The sequence below is a fragment of the Paraburkholderia dilworthii genome (assembly GCF_000472525.1).
Lineage (GTDB): Bacteria > Pseudomonadota > Gammaproteobacteria > Burkholderiales > Burkholderiaceae > Paraburkholderia > Paraburkholderia dilworthii.
Genome location: NZ_AWZT01000014.1, coordinates 74,431 through 98,444, shown reverse-complemented (window position 1 = coordinate 98,444; position 24,014 = coordinate 74,431). Strand labels below are relative to the sequence as shown.

The 24,014-nt window shown below is 63.5% G+C and carries 18 protein-coding genes; 11 read left to right on the top strand and 7 right to left on the bottom strand.

What is annotated here, in order from left to right; genetic code table 11:
- The first annotated feature begins 67 nt into the window (after positions 1-67).
- From uvrA to rfbC, 5 genes are all read left to right on the top strand, one after another.
- A complete protein-coding gene (uvrA, locus tag F759_RS0114930) occupies positions 68-5,983 on the top strand; it encodes an excinuclease ABC subunit UvrA (protein WP_036024443.1) in 5,916 nt (1,971 codons plus the stop codon).
- Between the two features lie 59 nt (positions 5,984-6,042).
- A complete protein-coding gene (locus F759_RS0114925; RefSeq protein WP_027800558.1) occupies positions 6,043-7,479 on the top strand; it encodes a TldD/PmbA family protein in 1,437 nt (478 codons plus the stop codon).
- Positions 7,479-8,840, top strand: coding sequence for a metallopeptidase TldD-related protein (locus F759_RS0114920; protein ID WP_027800557.1), 1,362 nt, complete (start codon positions 7,479-7,481; stop codon positions 8,838-8,840). Before F759_RS0114925 ends, F759_RS0114920 begins: the two co-directional genes overlap by 1 nt.
- Before the next feature lie 697 nt (positions 8,841-9,537).
- Positions 9,538-10,533, top strand: a complete 996-nt coding sequence (locus F759_RS0114915) for a GlxA family transcriptional regulator (protein ID WP_027800556.1) — start codon at positions 9,538-9,540, stop codon at positions 10,531-10,533.
- Positions 10,534-10,633: 100 nt separating this feature from the next.
- Positions 10,634-11,185 carry a dTDP-4-dehydrorhamnose 3,5-epimerase gene (gene rfbC, locus F759_RS0114910; RefSeq protein WP_027800555.1) on the top strand — a complete coding sequence of 184 codons (552 nt, stop codon included), beginning with the start codon at positions 10,634-10,636 and terminating at the stop codon, positions 11,183-11,185.
- A 195-nt stretch (positions 11,186-11,380) separates the two neighbouring features.
- Here the strand turns inward: rfbC and F759_RS0114905 are convergent, their stop codons facing one another.
- Complete coding sequence (locus tag F759_RS0114905) at positions 11,381-12,271, bottom strand: EamA family transporter (RefSeq protein WP_027800554.1); 891 nt, start codon at positions 12,269-12,271, stop codon at positions 11,381-11,383.
- Positions 12,272-12,348: 77 nt separating this feature from the next.
- On the opposite strand from F759_RS0114905, the gene F759_RS0114900 reads away from it, so the two are divergent.
- Positions 12,349-13,272: a LysR substrate-binding domain-containing protein gene (locus F759_RS0114900; RefSeq protein WP_209440487.1), complete on the top strand. Its 924-nt coding sequence runs from the start codon at positions 12,349-12,351 to the stop codon at positions 13,270-13,272.
- A gap of 204 nt (positions 13,273-13,476) precedes the next feature.
- Here F759_RS0114900 and F759_RS40870 read toward each other — a convergent pair whose 3' ends face one another.
- Both F759_RS40870 and F759_RS0114890 read right to left on the bottom strand, forming a co-directional pair.
- A complete protein-coding gene (locus tag F759_RS40870) occupies positions 13,477-13,638 on the bottom strand; it encodes a DUF1328 domain-containing protein (RefSeq protein ID WP_006051149.1) in 162 nt (53 codons plus the stop codon).
- Between the two features lie 403 nt (positions 13,639-14,041).
- Positions 14,042-14,662 (bottom strand): LysE/ArgO family amino acid transporter, encoded by a 621-nt coding sequence (locus tag F759_RS0114890; protein ID WP_027800552.1) that lies wholly within the window; start codon positions 14,660-14,662, stop codon positions 14,042-14,044.
- A gap of 97 nt (positions 14,663-14,759) precedes the next feature.
- Between F759_RS0114890 and F759_RS0114885 the strand changes: the two genes are divergently transcribed.
- Entirely contained in the window at positions 14,760-15,653 is an 894-nt protein-coding gene (locus F759_RS0114885; RefSeq protein ID WP_027800551.1) for a LysR family transcriptional regulator ArgP, read from the top strand.
- A gap of 132 nt (positions 15,654-15,785) precedes the next feature.
- Here F759_RS0114885 and F759_RS0114880 read toward each other — a convergent pair whose 3' ends face one another.
- A complete protein-coding gene (locus F759_RS0114880; RefSeq protein WP_027800550.1) occupies positions 15,786-17,042 on the bottom strand; it encodes an MFS transporter in 1,257 nt (418 codons plus the stop codon).
- Positions 17,039-18,004: a PRC-barrel domain-containing protein gene (locus F759_RS0114875; RefSeq protein ID WP_027800549.1), complete on the bottom strand. Its 966-nt coding sequence runs from the start codon at positions 18,002-18,004 to the stop codon at positions 17,039-17,041. The genes F759_RS0114880 and F759_RS0114875 overlap by 4 nt, the downstream gene beginning before the upstream one ends.
- Positions 18,005-18,467: 463 nt before the next feature.
- Between F759_RS0114875 and F759_RS0114870 the strand changes: the two genes are divergently transcribed.
- The 3 genes from F759_RS0114870 (at position 18,468) to F759_RS0114860 (ending at position 21,388) form a co-directional block, all read left to right on the top strand.
- The gene (locus F759_RS0114870; protein WP_027800548.1) at positions 18,468-19,850 is read left to right on the top strand and encodes an NCS2 family permease; all 1,383 of its coding nucleotides are present in this window, start codon (positions 18,468-18,470) and stop codon (positions 19,848-19,850) included.
- Between the two features lie 250 nt (positions 19,851-20,100).
- The gene (locus F759_RS37780; RefSeq protein ID WP_036024440.1) at positions 20,101-20,529 is read left to right on the top strand and encodes an ArsR/SmtB family transcription factor; all 429 of its coding nucleotides are present in this window, start codon (positions 20,101-20,103) and stop codon (positions 20,527-20,529) included.
- Between the two features lie 76 nt (positions 20,530-20,605).
- Positions 20,606-21,388, top strand: a complete 783-nt coding sequence (locus tag F759_RS0114860; protein ID WP_051377275.1) for a DUF899 domain-containing protein — start codon at positions 20,606-20,608, stop codon at positions 21,386-21,388.
- Between the two features lie 47 nt (positions 21,389-21,435).
- Here F759_RS0114860 and F759_RS0114855 read toward each other — a convergent pair whose 3' ends face one another.
- Both F759_RS0114855 and F759_RS0114850 read right to left on the bottom strand, forming a co-directional pair.
- A complete protein-coding gene (locus F759_RS0114855; protein WP_020069888.1) occupies positions 21,436-21,618 on the bottom strand; it encodes a hypothetical protein in 183 nt (60 codons plus the stop codon).
- Positions 21,619-21,746: 128 nt separating this feature from the next.
- On the bottom strand, positions 21,747-22,658 hold the full coding sequence (locus tag F759_RS0114850; protein ID WP_027800546.1) for an NAD-dependent epimerase/dehydratase family protein: 912 nt from the start codon (positions 22,656-22,658) through the stop codon (positions 21,747-21,749).
- A 105-nt stretch (positions 22,659-22,763) separates the two neighbouring features.
- On the opposite strand from F759_RS0114850, the gene F759_RS0114845 reads away from it, so the two are divergent.
- Positions 22,764-23,684 carry a LysR family transcriptional regulator gene (locus F759_RS0114845; protein WP_027800545.1) on the top strand — a complete coding sequence of 307 codons (921 nt, stop codon included), beginning with the start codon at positions 22,764-22,766 and terminating at the stop codon, positions 23,682-23,684.
- Positions 23,685-24,014 lie beyond the last annotated feature (330 nt).

Below are 24,014 nucleotides of genomic sequence, written 5' to 3'. Positions count from 1 at the left end.
CGCACTGAACTTGCGCGGTCGCGAGGCGTCCGTGAGAGGTGGCCCACTCATTCAGACGGTCGAAAAATTGTCATCCAACGGCATCATCAAGATTCGCGGCGCGCGCCAGCACAACCTGAAGAACGTCGATCTCGACGTGAAAACCGGCGAAATGACGGTCGTCACCGGCCCGTCTGGCTCCGGCAAGTCGAGCCTCGTGTTCGACACGCTCTACGCAGAAGGGCAGCGGCGTTACGTCGAAACCTTTAGCGCCTACGCGCGGCAGTTCCTGGATCGCATGGACCGGCCGCAAGTCGACCGGGTCGACGGCGTGCCGCCCGCCATCGCGATCGACCAGACCAATCCGGTGCGCAGTTCGCGCTCCACCGTCGGCACCATGACGGAGCTCAACGACCACCTGAAGCTGCTCTACGCGCGCGCGGCTGAGCTGTTCGACCGCAAGACGGCGCGCCAGGTCCGCCACGACACGCCTGAGACGATCTACGCCGATCTGCTGGCGCGCACGGAGCAGGACGATCCCCGGCTCGTCGTTACGTTTCCGGTCGAATTGCCGGAGTCCGCGTCGGAGCAGGAAGTCGAGCAGTGGCTTTCGGCAAGCGGCTATACGCGCGTGCAGGCGCAGCGCGAGGTCGATTCGCCTACCGGCAAGCGCAAGCTGCTGGATGTCGTCGCGGACCGTTTCCGCCTGCGCCAGGCCGACAAGCAGCGGGTGATCGAAGCGATCGAAGCGTCGCTCAAGCGCGGCGGCGGGCGCGTCAATATTTATGTGCTGCCGAGCGCTCCGGAAGTGCCGCAAGCGCCGGAAGCGCAGCCGCCCGAGCCGCACATCTGGCGCTTCTCCACAGGGCTGCATAGCCCGGAGAGCGATCTGCGTTACGCGGACCCACAACCGGCGCTGTTCTCGTTCAACTCGGCCTACGGCGCGTGCGAGGTCTGCCGTGGATTCGGCCGCGTGATCGGCGTCGATCTCGGTCTCGTGATCCCGGACGCGCGCAAGACGCTGAGCGACGGCGCAATCAAGCCGATGCAAACGCCGGCATGGAAGGAGTGTCAGGACGATCTGATGCGCTATGCAGCGAAGGCCGGAATTCGCCGCGGCACGCCGTGGGGCGAACTGACGGACGCGGAGCGCGACTGGGTCATCAACGGTTCGCCCGACTGGAACGGCAAGTGGCAAAGCCATTGGTACGGCGTGAAACGCTTCTTCGAATATCTCGAATCGAAGGCGTACAAGATGCATATTCGCGTGCTGCTGTCGAAGTACCGCAGCTATACGCCATGCGAAACCTGCGGCGGCGCGCGCCTGAAAACCGAATCGCTATTGTGGCGCCTCGGCAGCAAGGCGAATGCCGATGAAGTGCTGGCGCCCGCGCAGCGCTTCATGCCGCGCGGCGTGGAATGGAACCGTGCGCAACTGGAAGCGCTGCCCGGTCTCACCCTACACGACCTGATGCTGATGCCGATCGAGCGCATCCGCCGCTTCTTCGACGAAATCAGCTTGCCGAGCGCCTTGCTGGACGACGCGCTCAAGCTGCTGCTCGCTGAAGTGCGCACGCGCCTCAAATATCTGTGCGACGTCGGGCTCGGTTATCTGACGCTTGACCGCCAAAGCCGCACTCTGTCGGGCGGCGAAGTGCAGCGGATCAATCTCACAACGGCGCTCGGCACCTCGCTCACGAAAACGCTGTTCGTGCTCGACGAGCCGAGCATCGGCCTGCATCCGCGCGATCTGAACCGGATCGTCGAGGCCATGCACCGTCTGCGGGACGCGGGTAATACGCTGGTGGTGGTCGAGCACGATCCGTCGGTCATGCTGGCGGCGGATCGTCTGATCGACATGGGCCCGGGACCGGGCGAGCGCGGCGGTTCGATCATTTACGACGGCGTGCCCGAGGCGATCCGCTCATCCGGCACGCTGACGGGCGAGTACCTCGGTGGCCGCCGGCACGTGGCAGACGCGGCGCACTGGTCGCAGCGCCCGGTGGAGGCGAGCACCCCGCGCATCGTGCTCGAAGGCGCGACCGAACATAATCTGCGCGACGTCACGGTGGACATTCCGTTGCAGCGGCTCGTCTGCGTGACAGGCGTATCGGGCTCGGGCAAATCCACGTTGCTGCAAGACGTGTTGTACCCGGCTATGGCACGGCACTTCGGTCTTGCCACCGAGTCGCCCGGTGCATTCCGGAGTCTGACCGGCGCGGACCAGGTGACCGACGTCGTGTTCGTCGACCAGTCGCCGATCGGCAAAACCGCGCGCTCGAATCCGGCCAGCTACGTGGGCGCGTTCGACGAAATCCGCAAACTGTTCGCGAAGGCGCCGCTTGCACAGCAACGCGGCTATGGGCCGGGCATGTTCAGCTTCAACTCGGGCGACGGGCGTTGCCCGACTTGCGGCGGCTCGGGCTTCGAACATATCGAAATGCAGTTCCTGAGCGACGTGTATTTGCGCTGTCCGGACTGCGACGGCCGTCGTTATCGTGCGGAACTGCTCGAAGTGAAGATCGAGCGCGGCGAACCCGCGCGTGCGTTGAGCATTGCAGACGTATTGGAACTGACCGTCAGCGAGGCCGCTGCGTTCTTCGCGAAGGACGCCGAAGTATTGCGCGTGCTACAGCCCATCGTCGACGTGGGCCTGGAGTATGTGAAACTCGGTCAGCCGGTGCCCACGTTGTCGGGCGGCGAAGCACAGCGGCTCAAGCTCGCGGGCTTTCTTGCGGAATCGGCGCAGGCGCGCAGTGCGCGCGGCGCGAAGCAGGCAGTCGCCAAACGGCTTTTCATGTTCGACGAGCCGACCACCGGCCTGCACTTCGACGACATCGCCAAGCTGATGCAGGCGTTCGGCAAGCTCCTGGCAAGCGGCCATTCGCTGATCGTTATCGAACACAATCTCGACGTGATTCGCGCAGCCGACTGGATCATCGACCTCGGTCCAGAAGGCGGCGACGGCGGTGGCCGCGTGCTGTGCGCCGGCACGCCGGAAGACGTCAAGCGCTGCCCTGAATCGCATACCGGCGAAGCGCTGTTGCAATACGACCGCGCGATGAGCGCGGCGGCGAAGCCTGACGCAGCGGCCACACAAGGCATTCCGTTGCAGAAGGCGCTGAGCGCTGCGCGCGCGCGTCGGGCGATCGAGGGCGAAGATGTCGTGCGCATCGTCAATGCGCGCGAGCACAACCTGAAAGCGCTCGACGTCGACATTCCGCACGGCAAGTTCAATGTCATCACTGGTGTGTCGGGTTCGGGCAAATCCACGCTCGCGTTCGACATTCTTTTCCACGAAGGGCAGCGCCGTTATCTGGAATCGCTCAATGCGTACGCGCGATCCATCGTGCAACCCGCCGGGCGGCCCGAGGTCGACGCCGTGTACGGCATCCCGCCGACGGTTGCGATCGAACAGCGTCTGTCGCGCGGCGGCCGCAAGAGTACCGTGGCGACCACCTCCGAGGTGTGGCACTTTCTCCGCCTGCTGTATGTGAAGCTCGGTTTGCAGCATTGCATTCATGACGGCACGCCGGTTACGTCGCAAAGTGTCGAGTCGATCGCGGCGCAATTGCTGCGCGACCATAAGGGCCAGCATGTCGGGTTCCTCGCGCCGCTCGTGGTCAACCGCAAGGGCGTGTACACCGATCTCGCGAAATGGGCGAAGGCGCGCGGCAATACGCATCTGCGGGTGGACGGCGAATTCGTGCCGGTGGATCCGTGGCCGAAGCTCGACCGCTTCCGCGAGCACACCATTGAATTGCCGGTCGCGGACACAATCGTGTCGGCGGACAACGAGGCGCAACTGCGTCACGCGCTCGATCAGACGCTGGAAGTCGGCAAGGGCGTGATGCATCTGCTCGCGCCGCTCGACGGCCTGCATGACGCAATCAACGGCGGGCTGCCTACCGCGAAGCTCGGCGCAGTGAAGGTGCTGTCCACCAAGCGGGCCTGCCCGGTGTGCGGTACGAGCTATCCCGAGCTCGATCCGCGCATGTTCTCGTACAACAGTAAGCACGGCTGGTGCACGACCTGCGTCGGCACAGGGCTCGCGCTCACGCGCGAACAACGCGCCGCGTACGACGACACGGTCGTGGTCGACGACAATCGAGGCCGCGAACAGAGTTTGCCGTCGGAGGAGCAGGAGCCCGAAGGGCTTGTCGACGAACCGTGTCCGGATTGCGTGGGCACACGTCTGAATCCGACCGCGCGCGCGGTCACGTTCGACGCTCACGCGATAACCGACGTCGCGCAATGGACCGTCTCGGACACGCGCGCGTGGATCGACGGTTTGCAGATGACAGGCCGCGACGCAGAGATTGCGCGTGATGTGATCAGCGAAATCGGCAGCCGTTTGCAGTTTCTCGAAGAAGTCGGGCTCGGTTACCTGAGCCTCGACCGCGCGGCGCCGAGTCTGTCGGGCGGCGAGGCGCAGCGCATACGCCTCGCCGCGCAACTGGGCAGCAACCTGCAAGGCGTCTGCTATGTGCTTGACGAACCGACCATCGGCCTGCATCCGCGCGACAATCAGATCCTGCTGAACGCGCTGCGCAAGCTCGGCGACAAGGGCAACACGCTCGTGGTCGTCGAGCACGACGAAGACACGATCCGGCGGGCCGATCACATCATCGACATCGGGCCGGGCGCCGGCAAGCGCGGCGGTACGCTGATCGCGCAGGGCAGCGTGGCCGATCTGTCCGCGCAGCCAGAATCGCTGACCGGTCAGTTCCTCGCCACGCCGATCATGCATCCGTTGCAGCCGCGCCGCAAAGTCGTGGCGCCAGGCAAACGCGCGGCGGCGGTGCCGGAGAACTGGCTGACCGTGCACGGCGGCAAGCTGCATAATCTGCGCAACGTGACGGTGGGCATTCCGCTGTCGCGGCTCGTCGCGGTGACGGGCGTCAGTGGCTCGGGCAAGTCCACGCTCGCGCGTGACGTGCTAATGGCCAACTTGCTCGACGCGGTTGGGCGCTCGGTGCTGTCGTCGCCGGCTACGCGTCGCGCGCGAGCAGCGGCAGAAGAGAAGCCCGCCGCGAACCGTCGTTCGAGCGTGCTTGCGCGCACGGCGCCCCGTGCGCCGCTCAACGTCACGCATGCCTGGCAGGGGTGCGACTCGATCACCGGTTGGGAAAGCATTGACCGCGTGCTCGAAGTCGATCAGACACCAATCGGCAAGACGCCGCGCTCATGTCCCGCGACGTATATCGGCGTGTGGGACGCGATTCGCAAGCTGTTTGCCGGCACGCTCGAAGCGCGCGCGCGGGGCTACACGGCATCGCGCTTCTCGTTCAATACCGGCGAGGGTCGCTGCCCGGCTTGCGAAGGGCAGGGTGTCCGCACCATCGGCATGAGCTTTCTGCCGGATGTAAAGGTGCCTTGCGACGTTTGCCACGGGCAGCGCTTCAATCCTGAAACGTTGGCGGTCACATGGCGCGGCAAGAATATCGGTGACGTGCTCATCATGGAAATCGACGAGGCTGTCGAGTTCTTTGCGCCGATCTCGAACATTGCGCATCCGTTGCAGTTGATGAAGGACGTGGGGCTCGGTTACCTCACGCTTGGCCAGCCGTCGCCTACGTTATCCGGCGGCGAGGCGCAGCGTATCAAACTCGTCACGGAGTTGAGCAAGGTGCGCGACGACATTACGCGGCGCGGCCAAAAACCGCCGCATACCTTGTATGTGCTCGACGAGCCCACTGTCGGGCTGCATATGGCCGACGTCGCGAAGTTGATTCGTGTGCTGCATCGTCTCGCCGACGGCGGCCATAGCGTCGTCGTGATCGAGCACGATCTCGATGTGATCGCCGAGGCGGACTGGATCATCGACCTCGGTCCCGAAGGTGGCGTGGGCGGCGGAACGATCGTCGCTGCTACGGACCCCGAAGGGATCGTCCAGATTCACGCGAGCCACACTGGCACAGCGTTAAAGCCTGTGCTCGACCGTACGGCAAATGGTGGCGCTGGCGCGGCACCCATAGAAGCGGGCGAAGGCACCAACGGGTAGCGAATACGACGGAAATATTTGAAGAAAACCCGCAAGCTAGCAAACCCTACGGAGCCTGAATGATTGACGAACGCTGGGCGCAGGCCGCCCGGTCGCTTACGAGCCGCGCGGCATTCTGGTCGCTGCGCATCGTCGATGAACGGATCGACGATCACGAGGTTCGCAACGACATCGCGCAGCCGCTGCGCACGGTGCGCGATCGCGGCGCGATGCTGATCGCGTGGGTCGGCGCGGGAGCCGGCTACGCGGCGACGGCGAATCTGTCGGCGGCCGGCTTACAACAGGCGCTCGATCTCGCCACGGCACGCGCCGAGGCGAGCGCCGCATTGTCGTTGATCGATCATCGCGAAGTGGCTCGTCCTTCGGCGAGCGGCGAGTATGTATCGCCGAATGCGCAACACGCGCTGCCGGGCCGCGCCGAATGGATCGACCGGCTGAGCGCCGAATGCGCGGCCGCGAATCTGGATTCGCGCGTCGTCGAGCGCGTGGCCGCCGTGCAGATCATCCACACCGACCAGCTTTACATGACGGGCGACGGTGTGCGTATCGATCAGCGGTTCCGTTTCGTGATGCCGCAACTGAGCGTGGCCGCGCATGCGAACGGCGACACTCAGGTGCGCACGCTCGGTGGAAATTACGGCACGCTCGGGCAGGGCGGCATGGACGTGCTCGCGCGCTTTAACTTCGACGGCTCGGGTGCGCGTGTGGCCGTCGAGGCGCTGCAATTGCTGGCAGCGCCGAACTGCCCGTCGGGTAAGCGCGATCTGCTGCTGATGCCCGATCAGATGATGCTGCAGATTCACGAGTCGATCGGTCATCCGCTGGAATTGGACCGCATTCTCGGCGATGAGCGCAATTTCGCGGGCTGGAGTTTCGTGAAGCCGGAGATGTTCGGTTCGTATTGCTACGGTTCCGAACTGCTGAACGTGACTTTCGACCCGGAGTTGCGCGAAGAAGCCGCAGCCTACGCATTCGACGACGACGGCACCGAAGCGCACAAGGAATATCTGATCCGCAACGGCGTTCTGGAACGACCGCTTGGCGGCGCGCTTTCGCAGCAACGCGCGGGCATGCCGGGCGTGGCGAATTCGCGCGCGTCGAACTGGAATCGGCCGCCGATCGACCGCATGGCGAATCTGAACATCGAGCCCGGCGGCAGTTCACTGGACGAGATGATCGGCAACATCGAACGCGGCATTCTGATGCGCACGAACACGTCCTGGTCGATCGACGATCATCGCAACAAGTTCCAGTTCGGCTGCGAATTCGGGCAGCTGATCGAAAACGGCAAGCTCACGCAAATCGTCAAGCAGCCGAACTATCGCGGCATTTCCGCGAACTTCTGGCGCAGCCTGAGCGCGGTCGGCAACGCGGCAACGCGCGAAGTGTATGGCACGTCGATGTGCGGCAAGGGAGAGCCGGCGCAGATCATTCGCGTGGGCCACGCGTCGCCGGCTTGCGTGTTCAGCAATGTCGACGTGTTCGGAGGCGCATGATGAGCCACTTCATGTCATCGCGCGTCACGCATGCCGTGGACTGGCAGCGGCACTTCACGTCGCTCGCCGATGCGATCGAGCGTCTTCAGCAAGGCGGAGAAACCACGCTCAGTTCGTTTGCCGGCGAGCAATCCGACTTCGTCCGCTTCAACGCGGGTAAGGTGCGGCAAAGCGGCACCGTCTCGCAGGGCAAGCTGACCTTGCGTCTGATCGACGGCGCGCGTCAGGCATATTCCACGCTGACCGTGTGCGGCGATCTGCAACACGACATCGACGAAGTGAGCGCCGCGCTTGCCACGCTGCGCGAAGGTCTGCGCAATGCCGCCGACGATCCGCATTTGCTCTTCGACACCTCGGCATGGCAGCGTGCCACGCAGCGTTCGGGCAGGTTGCCCGATCCGCACGGCTTATCGCGCGTCGTCGCGCAATGCGCGCGCGGCCTCGATTTCGTGGGCTTTTATGCGGGCGGCACGATCGTGCGCGGCTTCGCATCCACGCGCGGCAGCCGCGGCTGGTATGAAGTCGACAATTTCAATTTCAGCTGGTCGCTGTACGACCCCAGCGGTCGCGCTATCAAGACAACCTATGCCGGCGACGACTGGAGCGATGCCATCTTTGCGGGCAAGGTCGAAGAGGCCGCCACGCGTCTCGCGGTGCTTGCTCGCGCGCCGCGTGCGCTCGCGCCCGGGCATTATCGAGCGTGGCTCGCACCGGCCGCGCTTGCTGAACTGTTGGGCGTCACAGCATGGCGAGGCTTTTCGGCTCGCGCGCAGGCCAGTTCGCGCAGCGAGTTGTACAAGCTGCACGCGGGCGAAATAGCGCTCGATGCTCGCGTGACGCTCAGCGAGGAACTTGGGCTCGGCATTACACCAAGCTTCAACGATGATGGTTACTTGCGTGAGAGCGTTGCGCTGATCGATGCCGGGCGCAGCGCCGGGCAATTGACCAATGCGCGCAGCGCGCGCGAATATGGCTTGACGCCGAACGGTGCGCTCGCCGAAGAAGCACCGACGTCGCTCGCAATGCAGCCCGGCGATCTGGCCGACGGCGAGATTCTCGCGCGGATCGGCACCGGTCTTTACATCGGCAATTTGTGGTACGTGAACTTCTCCGACCGGATGAATTGCCGTCTCACCGGCATGACGCGCTTTGCGACCTTCTGGGTCGAAGACGGGCAGATCGCCGCGCCGCTCGAAGCCATGCGTTTCGACGACAGCCTCTATCGCCTGCTCGGCAGCGAGCTGGAGCAAATCGGCGCGCAGGCCGAATTGCTGCTGAGCGACGGTACTTGGGGAGAGCGCGCGACAGGTGGCATGCAATTGCCCGGCATCCTCGCGAAAGCGTTTGAGTTGACGCTTTAAAGGCCGCCACACGGCTCGCTGCTTAACGCGGGCCGCGCGGCGGTTTTTGTGCATTGCCACAATGCAATAGCTCGTGGCACATTAATCGTCTGACTAAAAGGCGCCGGCTCGATTCGGCGGCTTTTATTCATATCAATCAACGATCCATGTTTCAGAAATGAAACATTTTTAGCATCGGTAATAGAGTCGCATAAACAGATAATCTCTCTATTAGATTCGCGGCTGGCTAATCACCAATAGCTATGGCGCCAATTCCCTATTTGCGAATAACAAATGGAATTCAAAGCGCCATCGCAAGGCAATCAGGTGTTCAGGTTTGAAACGTTTTGAGCGTCGCAAAAATGGAAGACGCAAGTGTGTCAATGCATGTCGCATGATAGCCCGCAGGGAGCTGGGCCGTACACGCCCAGCGGCTGCGGGCGCGCCCCGGAGCGCATGTGTGCATGCGGTATCTTTTGCCGCTGTCTATCCATGCGCCGCTACTTATTACTTGCATCAAATGAGAATGCTTTTCTTCATACTTTTTATAGTCGGTCTATTTACATCGTTTCAAATTTACTAACGCGATTCATTCGGATAACATCGCTAATAATCCGTGAGCGGCGTTTGCCGATGTTGAATCGCTAATATCAATTCATCCATATCGTCGGACTAACGCGCGTCCTCGTCCAACCACGTAGACATTTTGAGGAAGGCCATGTCTCACATCCACGTCGATTCTGCGAGGGTTACCTGGTTACATACGCCCACTGTCAACGTTCGTACCGCGGCGCGGCGAATTGGTGTTTTGCTGTTCGACGGTTTCTGGTTGCTGGGTCCCGGCACGGTCGTCGAAATGTTCCAGACCGCGAACGAACTGTCCGGCACGCGGCCAGGTGAAGAGCCGCCGTATGAAGTGCAGTTCCTGTCGCTCGACGGCGGCAGCGTGCCTAGCTCATCGGCCGCGCGCATCTGGACCGACCGCATCGACACGCGCTTTGGGACCGGCTTCGACGTCCTCTTCGTTGCCGGCGGGCACGGCGCGCACGAGGCGGCCCGCGACCAGCGGCTGCTCGCCTGGCTGCGCTCGGTGCAAGCGCGCACTCGTGCGATCGAAACCATCGGTGAAGGGCGGCTCGTGCTGGAAGCCGCCAATCCCGGCGACCCGGAGGCGCTGCAAATCGGCCGCTACGGTCGGGGCGGGGCGGACGCCATTCTTAGCGCGTCCAACGACCGCAACGACTGCGCCCGCAGCGCGCTGATGTTCATCAAGCGGGATCTCGGCGCCGAGCTCGCGCGCAGCGTCGCCGAACGCGTGATGCCGGGCATGGCCGCGACGTGGGTTCCGTTGCCGGCCGAGGGCGGCACGCTGAGCGTCGCCGAGAAAATCCGTGCGGCGGCGCGCTGGATGGAAGCGAACTGTGACCGTCCGGTGTCGGTGGCCGACGCCGCCCAGGTCGCCGCCATGAGCGAGCGCAACTTCCTGCGGCGCTTCAAGCATGAAATGCACGTCACGCCGTCGGACTACCTGTTGCAGGTGCGGCTGCGCATTGCGTGCAACTTTCTGACCGAAACCGAATTGCCCGTCGACAAGATCGCGCGGCGCAGCGGCACCGGCAATGGCGACCGCCTCGCGAAGATCTTCCGCAAGCGCATGGCGCTCTCCCCAACGGAATATCGCGCCCGTAGCCGCCTCGCTTCCTCCGAGCTGTGATACTCAATCGCGCCTGTAGGGCAGGCGCGCCTCAGCACCGCCACGCGAGCGCGCGGCGGCACCCGTTCTTTGTCGAGCAGTTTTTTACGGGCAGAGTGGCATGGGCAACCAGGTGTTGGCGACGGCACTGCCGGAAGTGAAACTCATCGAGCCCGAGGTGTTTAGCGACGAATTCGGTTTCTGTTACGAGAGCTTTGCCGCGGACGAGTTCATCGACGACGTCGCGCGTGGTTTCGACTTCGTGCAAGACCGGCATCTGCGTGCGGTGCATGGGGTGCTGCGCGGATTGCACTATCAGGTGCAGCGTCCGCAAGGCCGGCTCATGCACGTCGTGGCCGGCGAGATATTCGACGTCGCAGTGGACGTACGGCTCAATTCGCCGAACTTCGGCAAGTGGTGCGGCGCTTACCTGAGCGCCGAAAACCATCGGCAGGTGTGGGTGCCGCCCGGCTTCGCGCATGGCTTCGTCGTGCTCTCCGACGTCGCCGAGTGTTTGTGGAAGACGACCGAGTACTGGTTTCCCGAACTGGAGCGCTGCATCTTGTGGAGCGATCCGGACATCGGTATTGAATGGCCGATTGATTTCGAGCCGATCGTCGGCGCGAAAGATGCCGCCGGGCGGCGTTTGTACGAAGCCGAGAACATGCCTTAGCTACGCGGGCGTTGTTGCGTCGGCGTCGTGTTTCGCTGGGTGCATCGTCAATGCCCCGCTGTTGCCTCGCGCTTCTAGTGAGTGCCGTTGACGCTGCCGCCGGCGCTATTATCCGGTCATATCCCCATCGCGCTGTGACTAACGCGGCTTCACTAAACGTATCCTCACTGGCGCACCCTCACCAGCGCACCTTCACTAACGCGCGGCCACCACCGCGCCGACACTCGCGGCGACCACGAGCAAAGTGCCCGCGATCTGCAAAATGCCCATCGGCTGATGCAATACGATGAAGCCGGCCACCGCGCCGATGGCTGGCTCGACACTCATCAGGATACCGAACGAACTCGCCGGCATATGACGCAGCGCCACCATCTCGAGCGCGTACGGCAATAAAGGAACCAGGATCGCGAGGCCTGCGGTTGCCGCGAGCTGGCCCGCTGCCAACTGCATGCCGCTCTCCGCCAGACCAAAAGGCGTGGCGACGAGTGCGGCGGCGATCAGCGAGACCGACAGGCCTTCCAGTCCGGGAAACAGCTTGCCGGTCTTTTTCATCAGCACGATATAGCTGCCCCAGCCGCAAGCCGCTGCAAACGCGAGCAGGACGCCGAGCGGTTCGCCCACCCAACCAGCGCGATCGCGCGAGAGCAGCACGACGCCGGCAATCGCCAGCGCGGGCCACAGCAGCGCGCGTGCGCGGCGCACGGCCAGCGTTGCCACCGTAAGCGGCCCGAGAAAGTCGATGGCCACCGCGAGACCTAGCGGAATGCGTTGAAGCGCCGCAAAAAAGCACAACGTCATGCCGGCCATCGCGGCCCCGAGGGCGCCCGCGGCGAACCAATGCGCGCGCGAGTAGCTGAGAAAGCGCGGGCGAACCAGCACGGCGAGGACGAGCGCGGCCCAACTCAAACGCAGCCACGTGGTACTGAGCGAGCCGTAGACCGCCATTGTCGGTTCGGAAAGCGCGGCGCCGAATTGCACGCTCGACATGGACAGCACGCACAGCAACGCTGCACCGGCTGCGGCGCCCGCAGGTTGTGCCGTGGCGGGGTCGGGGTTGGCTGCGCACTTGATCGTCGTGTCCTGCATCGTGTTTTGGCGTCACCGTAGGAATGTTCACGCTATCTTATCGGCTCCGGCGCTACTAAGATAAGTTGATATTTCTTATGTCCACTTCAACAATCGTGATGACCCGTGACCTCGACAGCAGTCTGCTTCGCGCCTTTGTCACCGTCGCGGAGACAGGTGCGGTGGGCGTGGCCGCGAGCCGCCTCGCACGCACGCAGGCAGCGGTGAGCATGCAGCTGCGCCGTCTCGAAGAAGACCTTGGCCAGCGCCTGCTCGATCGCTCGCCGCGCGGCGTACAACTCACCGAGGCCGGCCATTTGCTGTTGCCCTATGCGCACGCGATTCTCGGCGCGGGCGCCGATGCGCGGCGCGCATTGAGCGCGGGGCAGGTGTCGGGCACAGTGCGGCTCGGCATGCTCGAGGACATCGCTGTCGGTCGTTTGCCGCGCGCGTTGCGGCGCTTTTCGATTGCGTATCCGCGGGTTGCGCTGGAAATCGTCGTGGACAGCAGCGCCATCTTGTCGAAGCGGCTCGCGGACGGCGGCCTCGATGTGGTCGTCGCCGATCCCGCGTTGGTCGACAGCACGCCTTTGCTCACATGGACTCAACCGTTGTTCTGGGTCGGCGCACGCGGCTATGTGCGCGAAGCGGGCGCGGCCTTGCCCGTCGTCGCGTTCGGCGGTGCGTGTCTGTGGCAACAGCATGTGTTGATGGCGCTGCGCCGCGCGGGCATCGGCTGGCGCATCGTCTGCACGAGCACGAGTTTGCCGGCGGTTCAGTCAGCGGTCGAAGCCGGGCTCGGTGTGTCGGTATTGCTGGAAGGTAATATTCGTTCGGACTCCATGAGGATTCTCGGTCACGCCGATGGCTTGCCCGATGCGCCCGCTGCGGACTTCGGCCTTTTCATGCGCGAGGTTCCGGGTGCGCAGGATGCGGCCGTGCAGACGTTGCAGGTTTTTCTCTGCGAGGAGTTGCATCTAGGCTTGCGCGATAGCGAGCCGCGCGTGCCGTCTGTCGAATGATGCGGATATGGATGCCGGTGCAGAGAAGCGCAGGGGCGTTGCGTTGGAGAACTCTCAGCACGCGGATGAGCATTGCGTGTTGCGTTGCGGGGAAGCCCCGGCGGGAGCGGCAACTATTGCAATACACCGTGGCAGGTATTGCAACCGGTCGCCGGCACGCCCGCCGGGGCGGGTATTCCTCCGCTTACACAGTCGATGCGGTGATCAGCGCCGCATCACGCCCATCAGCAAGGTGACGAGGAAAATCACCACGAAGATGAAGAACAGCACCTTGGCGATCTCCGTCGCGCCCGCGGCGATGCCGCCAAAGCCGAACACCGCGGCGATGATAGCGATGACGAAGAAGATTGCAGCGTATCGAAGCATGAGGCCTCCCACCGATGAATTGCTGGATTGAAGTTGAACGGCGACTCGCGCCGGACATACGTGCCTGAGCGAGCGATCTGCCGGCGAGCCAAGTTGAGCAATAGCTGTGCCCATCGGCGGCGGACGTTGTCCGCGGCTCATCTTCATATATGCGTGCAATACGTGGGATACGCCACGAGCGGCCCGGGGTGGCCCGGTGCGCACGGATGTCGGCTTGCTGCAACGAGGCATTGTTTGCCTGCCTGCTACGCGTGAACCGTCGATCTTGCTAGAGGTCTCGCCGGACGTTTCGACGAGACCTCCACGCGCGCACAAACGGTGCAACCGCTCTTGCGGCGCGGCCCGCCGAGCGCCGGGTGAGAATCATTGCGCAAGTGTGTGCAAGTGTGTAATTGCGGCTCACTCACCGCAACTGGGTGACGGCCAGCAACAACACCATGCTGCCGATCGCGCCATCCAGCACGCGCCACGCGCTCGTCCGGCGAAACAGCGGCGCAAGAGCGCGCGCGCCGTATCCGAGCCCGATAAACCAGATGCAACTCACCGTCATCGCGCCGATTGCGAACGCCGCGCGCGCGCCGTCAGGCTCGCGTGCGCCCGCGGTGCCCACCAGCAGGAAAGTGTCGAGATACACGTGCGGATTGAGCCACGTGAAGGCGAGTGTCATCAGTACGATCGGCGTCGCGCGTTGCGCGGACGGCGCGGCCTGGTTTGCGCCGGCCTCCATCACCGCATGGCCGGGCCGCACCGCGCGGCGCAGCGCGTTGATGCCGAACCACGCGAGATAGGCGAGCCCCACATACAGCATGACGTGCACGAAAACCGGATAGCGTTCGATCAGAACCGATGCGCCGCCGACGCCTGCGCTAATCAGAATGCAGTCCGACAGCGCGCACAGTGCGACGATCTTGCCGACGTGCGAGCGCATGATGCCTTGCCGCAGCACGAACGCGTTCTGCGCACCGATGGTCACGATCAGCGACGCGCACAACGCCGCGCCGTGAGAAAAAGACAGCCAGTTCATAGTCGATCCAGTAGACGGGAGAGGCGAACACGGCTAGTCTGCGGTTCTGCGTCTCATAAGAGAAGCTAATTTATCTAACGCCCATTAAGGATCGTTAATGCTCGATTACGCGTTGCTCGACGCGCTCGCCGCCGTCGTGCGCCATGGCTCGTTCGACCGCGCGGCCAGCGAACTGAATGTAACGCCCTCCGCGGTGTCGCAGAGAGTGAAGCTGCTGGAGGAGCGAGTAGGCAGTGTGCTCGTCAAGCGCGGCCAGCCGTGCATTGCGACAACTTCTGGCGCGTTGCTGTGCCGCCATACCGAACGCGTGCAGTTGCTCGAAGCGGAATTGACCGGCCGCGTGCCTGCACTACCGGGCGGACTCGTCGAAGCGTGGCCGACGCTGCGCGTGGCGGTCAATGACGACAGCGTGGGCACGTGGTTCATCGACGCCGTCGCACCGTTTTGCGCCGAGCGTCAAATGCTGCTGGATCTGGTGATCGACGACCAGGATCACACCGCGCAGCGCATTCGCGACGGCAGCGTGCAGGGCGCGGTGACCACGCAGGCCGAGCCGGTGCAAGGCTGCCGCTCGACGCGTCTTGGGCGCATGCGTTATCTCGCGGTCTGTTCGCCGGCGTTTTTCGCGCGTCATTTCGCGGACGGCGTCACGCGCGACAGTTTGCGGCGCACGCCGTGCGTGGATTTCAATCCGAAGGACCAGTTGCAAAAACGCTTCATGCGCCGCATCACGCGAGCGGAGGTCGATCCTCCGTTGCACTGGATTCCGCACGTCGCCGGATTTTTGCGCGCATGCGTGACGGGACTTGGCTGGGGCATGTGCCCTGAGCGCATGATCGCGTCGCATCTAACGAGCGGCGAGCTTGTGGAGATGGCGCCGGGCAAGCATATCGACGTCGATCTTTACTGGCAGAGCTGGCGTCTGTCGATTGGCTGGCTAGACGATTTCAGCGCGGTGCTGCGCAAGCGCGCCGCTGAGTTTCTGGATTAGGCGGGTTTGCGGCGGCGTCGCGGGCGGGGCCGTGCGTGCGGTTTTGAATGGTCGCCAGGCAGCAACCCGATCGATCAGGCAGTCTCGTTTGCCTGCGGTGCAAACCGGCGCCGCAGGCACAGCAACCGCGATTTACCTGACCGCCGACCCACCCCCGTCCGCCACCGGCGCGCCGTCTTCTGCCGCAGCCGCATCGCGCGTCTCCGGCATCGCCGCCCACACCAGCAATACAGCGAGCGCCCCCGCAGCAGCGAGTCCGAAAAACGCGATCCCATTACCAAAGTGATCGGCGACGAAGCCGGCCGCCGTCGTGCTCAACGTCGCGCCGATGCCGGCCGCGAGCCCGAACAAGCCGATGCACAGGTTATAGCGCCCCTTACCGCCGGCCACGTCCGCAGCGATCAAAGGCAGCATCACGCCGAACACAGCCGCGCTCAAACCGTCGAGCATCTGCACGGGCACGAGCAGATAAGGGCTGCTGATTCCGGCGAACAGCAGCGCGCGAATCGGCAACGCGGAGAAACCCAGCAGCAGGATCGGTCTGCGTCCCCAACGCTCGGCGGAACGGCCGACCCACGGCGACATCATCGCGACGATCGCTTGCGGCACGATGATGCACGCGGCGATCACGAGTTGCACGTTGTCGCCCATGCCGGCGGTCACTTCGCCCGCGGCGAGATTGAGCATCGCCGCGTTCGACAAGTGGAACAACACGATGCAAGCGGCGAACAGCAGCATGCGTTTATCGCGCAGCAACTCGCGCAGGCTTTCGCGCCGCTCGATCTGCTCCGGCGTCGGCGCGGCTTTCGGCAACTGGATGGTGTCGGTGCGCTGGATCATCGCCAATGCGAACAGCGCGGGCACGGCGAGTCCGGCTGTCAGCCAGAACACCGCGCGCGGCGAATAGTATTCGCCGAATACGCCCATCAGCCCGGCCGCGACGGCGCTGCCGATCGACGCCCAGCGCGCATTGCGCCCGAGCCGGTCGCCGAGATTCGCACGTCCGACGAGCGCGAACGAGATGGCCGCGAGCGCCGGCGTCAGCATGCAACTGGCGAAGCCGTGAAAAACCTCGGCGGCGATCACCGGTAGCACCGTCGGACTTGCTGCCAGCAACACCGCGCTCAGGATAATCGCGATGATTGCCCACGCGGCCGCGCCTTTCTTGTTGCGCAACGCGTCGACAGCGGCGCCGCCCGGCACCTGACTCACCATCGCGCTGATCGTGCCGACCGACAGCGCCATGCCGATCTCGCCCTGGGTCCACTTATGCGACGCGAGATACGACGCGATGAACGGTCCAAAACCCGTTTGCACGTTGGCGACGAAGAAGTTCAGCCAATCGAGCGCGCGCAGGCTGCGCGCCGTAACCAGAGTGCGGCCTGTCATCGGACCGCCCGTGCGTTCGAACCCGCCGTGGCTGTCGCCGCGGAGGCAGGCGCCGCAGCGGCGGCGGGCGCGGGTGGAGCGGGGGACACGGCGCGAATAGGTTTGTCGCTCGCGTATGGCGGCGTCGCGTTGATCTGCGCATCGCTCAGATCGATTTGAGGATGCAGTTCCTTGTCTTTCGCGACGAAACGCAGCGCCGACCAGTTGGCCGCAATCGTGCGCCGCTCAGTGCTCACCATGCCGTTGACGTCCAGCACGACCGCCTGCGGCTGCGCATTGACGTCGATCAGCACGTCGATCACGCGGCCGACCTTTGCGCCGTTCGAACGCTCGACCGTCGCGTCGATCAACGGCAATTGCATCGCGGCATTCGCCTTCGCGGGATTCACCGGCGTCGCCGACGGATTCAATGTGATCGGCGCGGTCTTCGCGGTCGGCGTGAAGCGGAACGCGTTCCACGCGAAGTTGACCTTGCGATCGCCGACACCCAGGAAGCCTTGCAGATTCACCACGACTTCGCGCGGCTTGCCGCTTGCATCCGCGATCATGTCGACCGCCCGGCCGACCACTTTGCCGTCGGGTTTCTGCACCTCGCTGTCGAGCAGCGTGTGCGCGTCGTTGCGCCCGATCGTGCGCAGCACGATTAGCGGCGGGGGAGGCGGTGGAGGCGGCGGCGCCGCGACGACGGGCGGCGGCGGCTCGACCTTGTGCGGCTTGACGACGGGCTTCTTCGGCTTCTTCGGCTGCTCGGGCTCGGCGGCTTCGGTCTCGACGGGCTCGGGCGCGGAAGCAGCCACCGGTGCGCTCGCGGCTTCGACCGGCATGACCGTGGCCTCGACGATCGGCGCCTGCTGCGTTCCCCACAGCAGGCTGCTGCAGCCGGACAGTGCAAGAAGCGCCAGCAGCGCGAACGTCGCGAGAATCGTATGACGCCAGGCAGGAAGCGAAAAGCCGCCACTCATCAGGGAGAACTCCATGAACCGGTGCGGCGATAGAGCGCCGCGGTTAGACAGTACGGCCCAGAGTTTAACCCGCGACGTCGGGCGGTCCCGTTTTGAGGGCCGTGTGACGGGTAGGCGCCAAGCACGCTTCGTGCCGCGCCGGACCCGACCCGGCGCACGGCTCGGCGTACGGCAGCTTGCGGAAAGCTCTCAAAGCGCTTTCATGGCGCGATGACGAAGCGTGACGAGCGCTAGGTGTATACGCGCGGATGACGGGGCGGCTTCGCCGTCGCTTAAACGATATAAGAGTCGCGACATGCCCGGCATGCCATTCATGCGATGGGAGATATATTTGTGTTGCCCTACATTTCGAGACAGAAACGAGAACAAGCGCGCGGCACACCTTAAGCCTACGCAACGAGACGAACCTGATGACGGCCACTTCGACGGCCGTTTCAGCATGCTGATAAAGGAGGCACTCATCATGATGGAACCCCACGCCCAGCCGCTTTCCGAAGCCGGCGCCGAATCATTCGACACCAAGGGCTTTCTCGACCGCTACTTCGAAATTTCCTCGCGCGGCAGTTCGCAGCGCCAGGAGATCGTCGCGGGCATCACGACCTTTCTCGCGATGGTCTATTCCGTGTTCGTCGTGCCGGGGATGTTCGGCAAAGCGGGCTTCGACACGAGCGCCGTATTCGTCGCCGTGTGCCTCACCACCGCGTTCGGTTCGCTGCTGATGGGCGTGTGGGCGCGCCTGCCGATTGCGATCGGCTGCGCTATTTCGTTGACCGCGTTCACGGCGTTCGGTCTCGTGCTCGGCAAGGGCTTGCATCCGACTGTCGCGCTCGGCGCTGTGTTCCTGATGGGTGTCGTGTTCACCGCGATTTCGGTGACGGGCGTGCGTTCGTGGATTCTGCGCAATCTTCCGACGGGCATCGCGCACGGCACGGGCATCGGCATCGGCTTGTTTCTATTGCTGATCGCCGCCAACGACGTGGGTCTCGTCGTGAAGAATCCGGGCGCCGGTTTGCCGGTCTCGCTCGGCAATATCACGGCCTTGCCGGCGCTGATGTCGGTAGCGGGGCTCGCGGCGATCTTCGGGCTCGTGCGCCGCCGCGTGCCGGGCTCGATCCTGATCGTGATCGTCGCAATTTCCGCGATTGCGCTGCTCGTCGATCCGGCCGTCTCGTTTCATGGCGTATTCGCGGTGCCGTCGCTGAGCGCGCCGGGACACGAGTCGCTGATCGGCGCGATGGACATCAAGGGCGCGTTGTCGATGGCGGTGTTGCCGAGCGTGCTCGCCCTCGTGATGACCGCCGTGTTCGACGCGACCGGCACGATCCGCGCGGTGGCCGGGCAAGCGGGCCAGCTCGACGAAAACGGCCGCATCATCAACGGTGGCCGCGCGCTGACGGCCGACTCGGTCAGTTCGATTTTCTCGGGTCTGCTCGGCGGCGCGCCGGCTGCGGCGTATATCGAATCGACGGTCGGCGTGGCGGCCGGCGCGAAAACCGGCATGGCGGCCGCGGTGGTGGGCCTGCTGTTCCTCGGCGTGATGTTCTTCTCGCCGCTCGCCGGCCTCGTGCCTTCGTATGCAACCGCGCCCGCGCTGATGTATGTCGGGCTGCTGATGCTGTCGAACGTCAGCAAGCTGCATATGGACGACATGGTCGACGCAATGTCGGGTCTCATGTGCGCGGTGTTCATCGTGCTCACGGCGAATATCGTGACCGGCATCATGCTCGGTTTCGCGACGCTCGTCATCGGCCGCGTAGTAAGCGGCGAATACCGCAAGCTCAACGTGGGCACAGTGGCGATTGCGATTGTGCTGGTCGGGTTCTATCTCGGCGGCTGGGCGATCTGATTTTTTCAGCAGGCAGCGGCGTGCTCGCGGCCTGCTCGTTTTTGTTCTAACGCGAGAACGACGCAGTATCGTCCACGTGCCGCCGCTCGAACCGCAGCCGGTTGTTCTCCCCCTGACGCGCTGTGTTGCAACGATCTATTTGCGACGCGCCGCGTTTCTTTTTGTTCTGTGCGTGCGCATGTTTGCCGCGCTTCGCGAAAACTGCCTACCTGTCCTTGACATTCGAGCGTTCGCTCCTAAACTTAACCTCATGGTTAAGTTTAATGAAACGATACTCGATCGCACTTTTGCCGCGTTGGCCGACCCCACGCGGCGTGCGCTGCTCGCGCGTCTGTCGGAAACCGAACTGTCGGTGAGTGAACTCGCCGAGCCGTTCGCGATGTCCTTGCCCGCGGTGATGAAGCACCTCGACGTTCTCTCGGGTGCCGGCCTTATCACGCGCAGCAAGAACGGCCGCACGGTCGCCTGCCGCCTTTCCCCGCAACCGATGGAAGAAGCAATGGCGTGGCTCGGCCGCTATCAGCGCTTCTGGTCCGAATCGCTCGATCGTCTGGCTGCTTTCGTCGAAGAAGAAGACAAAGCGCCGCGGGTACAAAAGCCGGCCGCGCGCGTCGCTGCACTGTCGACACCCCGGCCGCGCAAGTCTTCCCCGTCCGCGAGAAAGCGGCGCGGTTCATGACGCGCAGCCACGTTCGCCTGGCGCGATTCGTCGATGAGTCGCATATGCCGTGCATATCACTGTGAAGGAGACGCAGATGGAACCGACGCAATCACCAACGCAATCGCAACTCGACCCGCAACACCGGATTGGCTCGCGGCAGGAATGGCTGGAGGCAAGCAGGGCGCTGCTGGTGGAAGAAAAAGCCCACATGCGTGCCGGAGACGAACTCGCCCGCAAACGCCGCGAGCTGCCGTGGGTGAAGGTGGATAAGACGTATGTATTCGATACGCCGCAGGGCCGCAAGACACTTGCCGATCTATTCGGCGGGCGCAGCCAGTTGATCGTTTACCACTTCATGCTGGGAGCGGATTGGGAAGAGGGCTGTGTCGGCTGCTCGTTCCTGTCGGATCACATGGTCGGTATCGTCGCGCACCTGGAACATCACGATGTGTCTTATGTGACGGTCTCGCTTGCGCCGCTACCAAAGATCGAGGCCTTTAAAAAACGCATGGGCTGGACCTTCCCGTGGGTGTCGTCAAACGGAAGCGATTTCAATTTCGACTATCACGTGTCATTTACGCCCGAACAATTGGCGAGCAAGAAGGCTTTCTATAACTTCACCGAGCAGGACGTCGGCATCGACGAACAACATGGCCACAGCGTCTTCTATAAAGACGCGAACGGCGACGTGTATCACACCTATTCCTGCTACGGGCGCGGCGACGAGCGCTTCATCAACACGTACGCGCATCTGGACGTTACGCCGAAAGGCCGCAATGAAACGAGCAGTCTCGCGGACTGGGTCAAGCACCACGACCGCTATGAAGAGAGCGAAGAGAACGCGCAGGGCGGCGGTTGTGCCGCTTGCGGTTCGTGAATCGCAACGAGGGTGACAACGAAGGTGCGAGCGCGAGCGTCGCGCGCTTACAGCGCCATATCGAACGCGGGCTTGAGGAATAGCTCGATCGCCATCACGGCGAGACCCATCAAGGCCGCTGATAGAGTCAACGTGCCGTATTCGTCGTAGCGTGCATCGTAAAGGCACGCTACGACGAACAGAATCGCCAGCAGGTTGGTCAGCCAGTCGAAATTCAACGCCAAGGTCATCGATAAAAATCCGGGCTCGTGTGCGGTTCGAATCATGAACCGCGCGGGTCAGGTGAGCGGGATTCTATCGAGCCGAGCTTACGGATTTGCAACGCCGACGCTTACACAAATTACGGATGAAGCCCCAGCTACGCCGCCTGCCCGGACGTCATGTCGCGCTCGATCCAGTCGATCACGGACGTACGCTTCGGCTGCCAGCCCAACAGCTTGCGCGCGCGTTCGCCGCGTACGCGGCTATTCGAACCGAGCCCGTACGAGGCCATTTCGTAGCCCCATTCCTTTTGCGCTTCTTCGAGCGGCCAGTCTTGCGGCTCGCCGAGCTTCATCGCGCGAGCAATGGCCGCGCTCATCTCGCGGAACGACGCCTCGCCGCTCTCCACAAAATAGAACGTGCCCGCCGGGCTTTTCTCCAGCGCGAGCCGATAGAGTTCGGCGACATCGTCGATATGCACGTTCGACCACGTGTTGCCGCCGCTGCCGACATGGCGCACCACGCCGCTCTTCTGCGCCTGCCGTACTAGCCGCGGCAATTGCACGCTCGCGCTGCCCGCCACCGCGCCGTGGCCGTAGATCAGCGTATTGCACAGCACGGCAGAGCGGATATTCTGCTGCGCGGCTTCCAGCACCTGGCGGTCGATCGCGACGCGCGCGGCTTTATCCGCGGTGGGCTCCGGCAACGCATCTTCACGGTAGATGCGAGCTTCTGCCGCTTCGCCGCCGGACGCGTCGCCGACGATACTCGAACCGCTCGTGTGCAGGAACGGCTTGCCCGAGCCGGAGAGTCCTTCGATCAGCGCGCTCACCGCGCCTTCGTGATCGCTGCTGGCCGCGTTGATGACGGCGTCGGCGGCTTGCGCTTCGGCGATCAGCAACGCGCGGTCGTCGAGCGTGCCGATAACAGGCTCGATGCCAAGCCGCTTCAGTTCGTCGCGATGTTCGGGCTTGCGGATCAGACCGCGGACCTGATGACCGGCGCGCACGAGATGCGCCGCAATGGAACCGCCGATAAAACCGCTTGCGCCTGTAATGAAAATCTCCAAGACCTTCTCCCGAGTGGAAACACGATGACAGGCAAGCAGTATCCATCGTCTTGATTCTCGCAAAAAGCGTGTTAGTCTCAAATCAATCTTGATTTGAAATCAACAATGAAAACCTCCACAGACGAGTTGCTGGTGTTCGTCAGCGTGATCGACAGCGGTTCGATCACGGCGGCAGCCGAGAAGCTCGGGCAGACGGTGTCGGGCGTGAGCCGCGCGCTCACGCGCCTCGAAACGAAGCTCGACACCGCGCTGGTGCGGCGCACGACGCGCCGTTTGCAGCTGACCGAAGAGGGCGAGGGCTTCCTGCAGCGCGCCCGCGCCATTCTCGATGCGATGGAAGAAGCCGAGGAATCCGTTACGCGAGGACGCCGACGGCCTTCAGGGCGCTTGCGCGTCGATGCGGCGTCGCCGTTCATGCTTCACTGCATCGCTCCGTACATGACGGCGTTTTCCGAGCTGTATCCGGAGATCCGTCTGGAATTGACCAGCAACGAGCGCATCGTCGATCTGCTCGAGCACAAAGTGGATATCGCCATCCGGATCGGTGCGTTGCAGGACTCCACGCTGCATGCCTGCACATTGGGCAGCAGCACACTGCGGGTGGTCGCGAGTCCCGCATATCTGGCTGAGCACGGCGAGCCGAAATCGGTCGACGCGTTGCGCGCGCATCGCATGATCGGCTTCACCGCGCCCGAGCATCTGAATCGCTGGCCGTTGCGCGAGCGAGGCAAGGGTAAAGGCAACGGCAACGGTAAAGGTAAAGCCGAGCCGTTGAAAATCGAGCCGTCGATCGCGGCATCGAGCGGAGAAACGTTACGGCAACTGGCGTTGTCGGGCTGGGGCATCGCATGTCTTGCGGATTTCATGATCGCCGCCGACATCCGCGACGGACGCCTGGTGCCGATTCTCGGCAACGTGCTGCTCGACGAGCGTCAGCCGGTCAGCGCCGTGTATTACCAGAGTGCGTCGCTGGCGGGGCGCGTGCGGTGCTTTCTGGATTTCATCGCGGCGCGCGTGCGCCTCTAGCCCGTATCGAGGTCGAAGTCACCCGCTGTTGACGGAAGCCCGCGGCTTGCAAGAGTTCGCGGGCTTCTTGCGTTATGCGCGGATGTTTCTATAGCCCGCCGATGAATCCAGACCATTTTTTTGCCCACATAGCGGCCTGGATTCTGGGCGTGTATATACAAGTTTGCTGTTGACGAGCCGCATTGGCTCCGCTGGCCTCGATCTCCTATCCCGCTGCCAGCAAATGGCCGACCGGCTCCCGAAGCCGACGCATGACGCATTAGTGGAAAGCCCTGGGCTCCGGAGCATTAAAAACAAGTTGTATATACAAGGCGGCGCGGCTAGACTTCT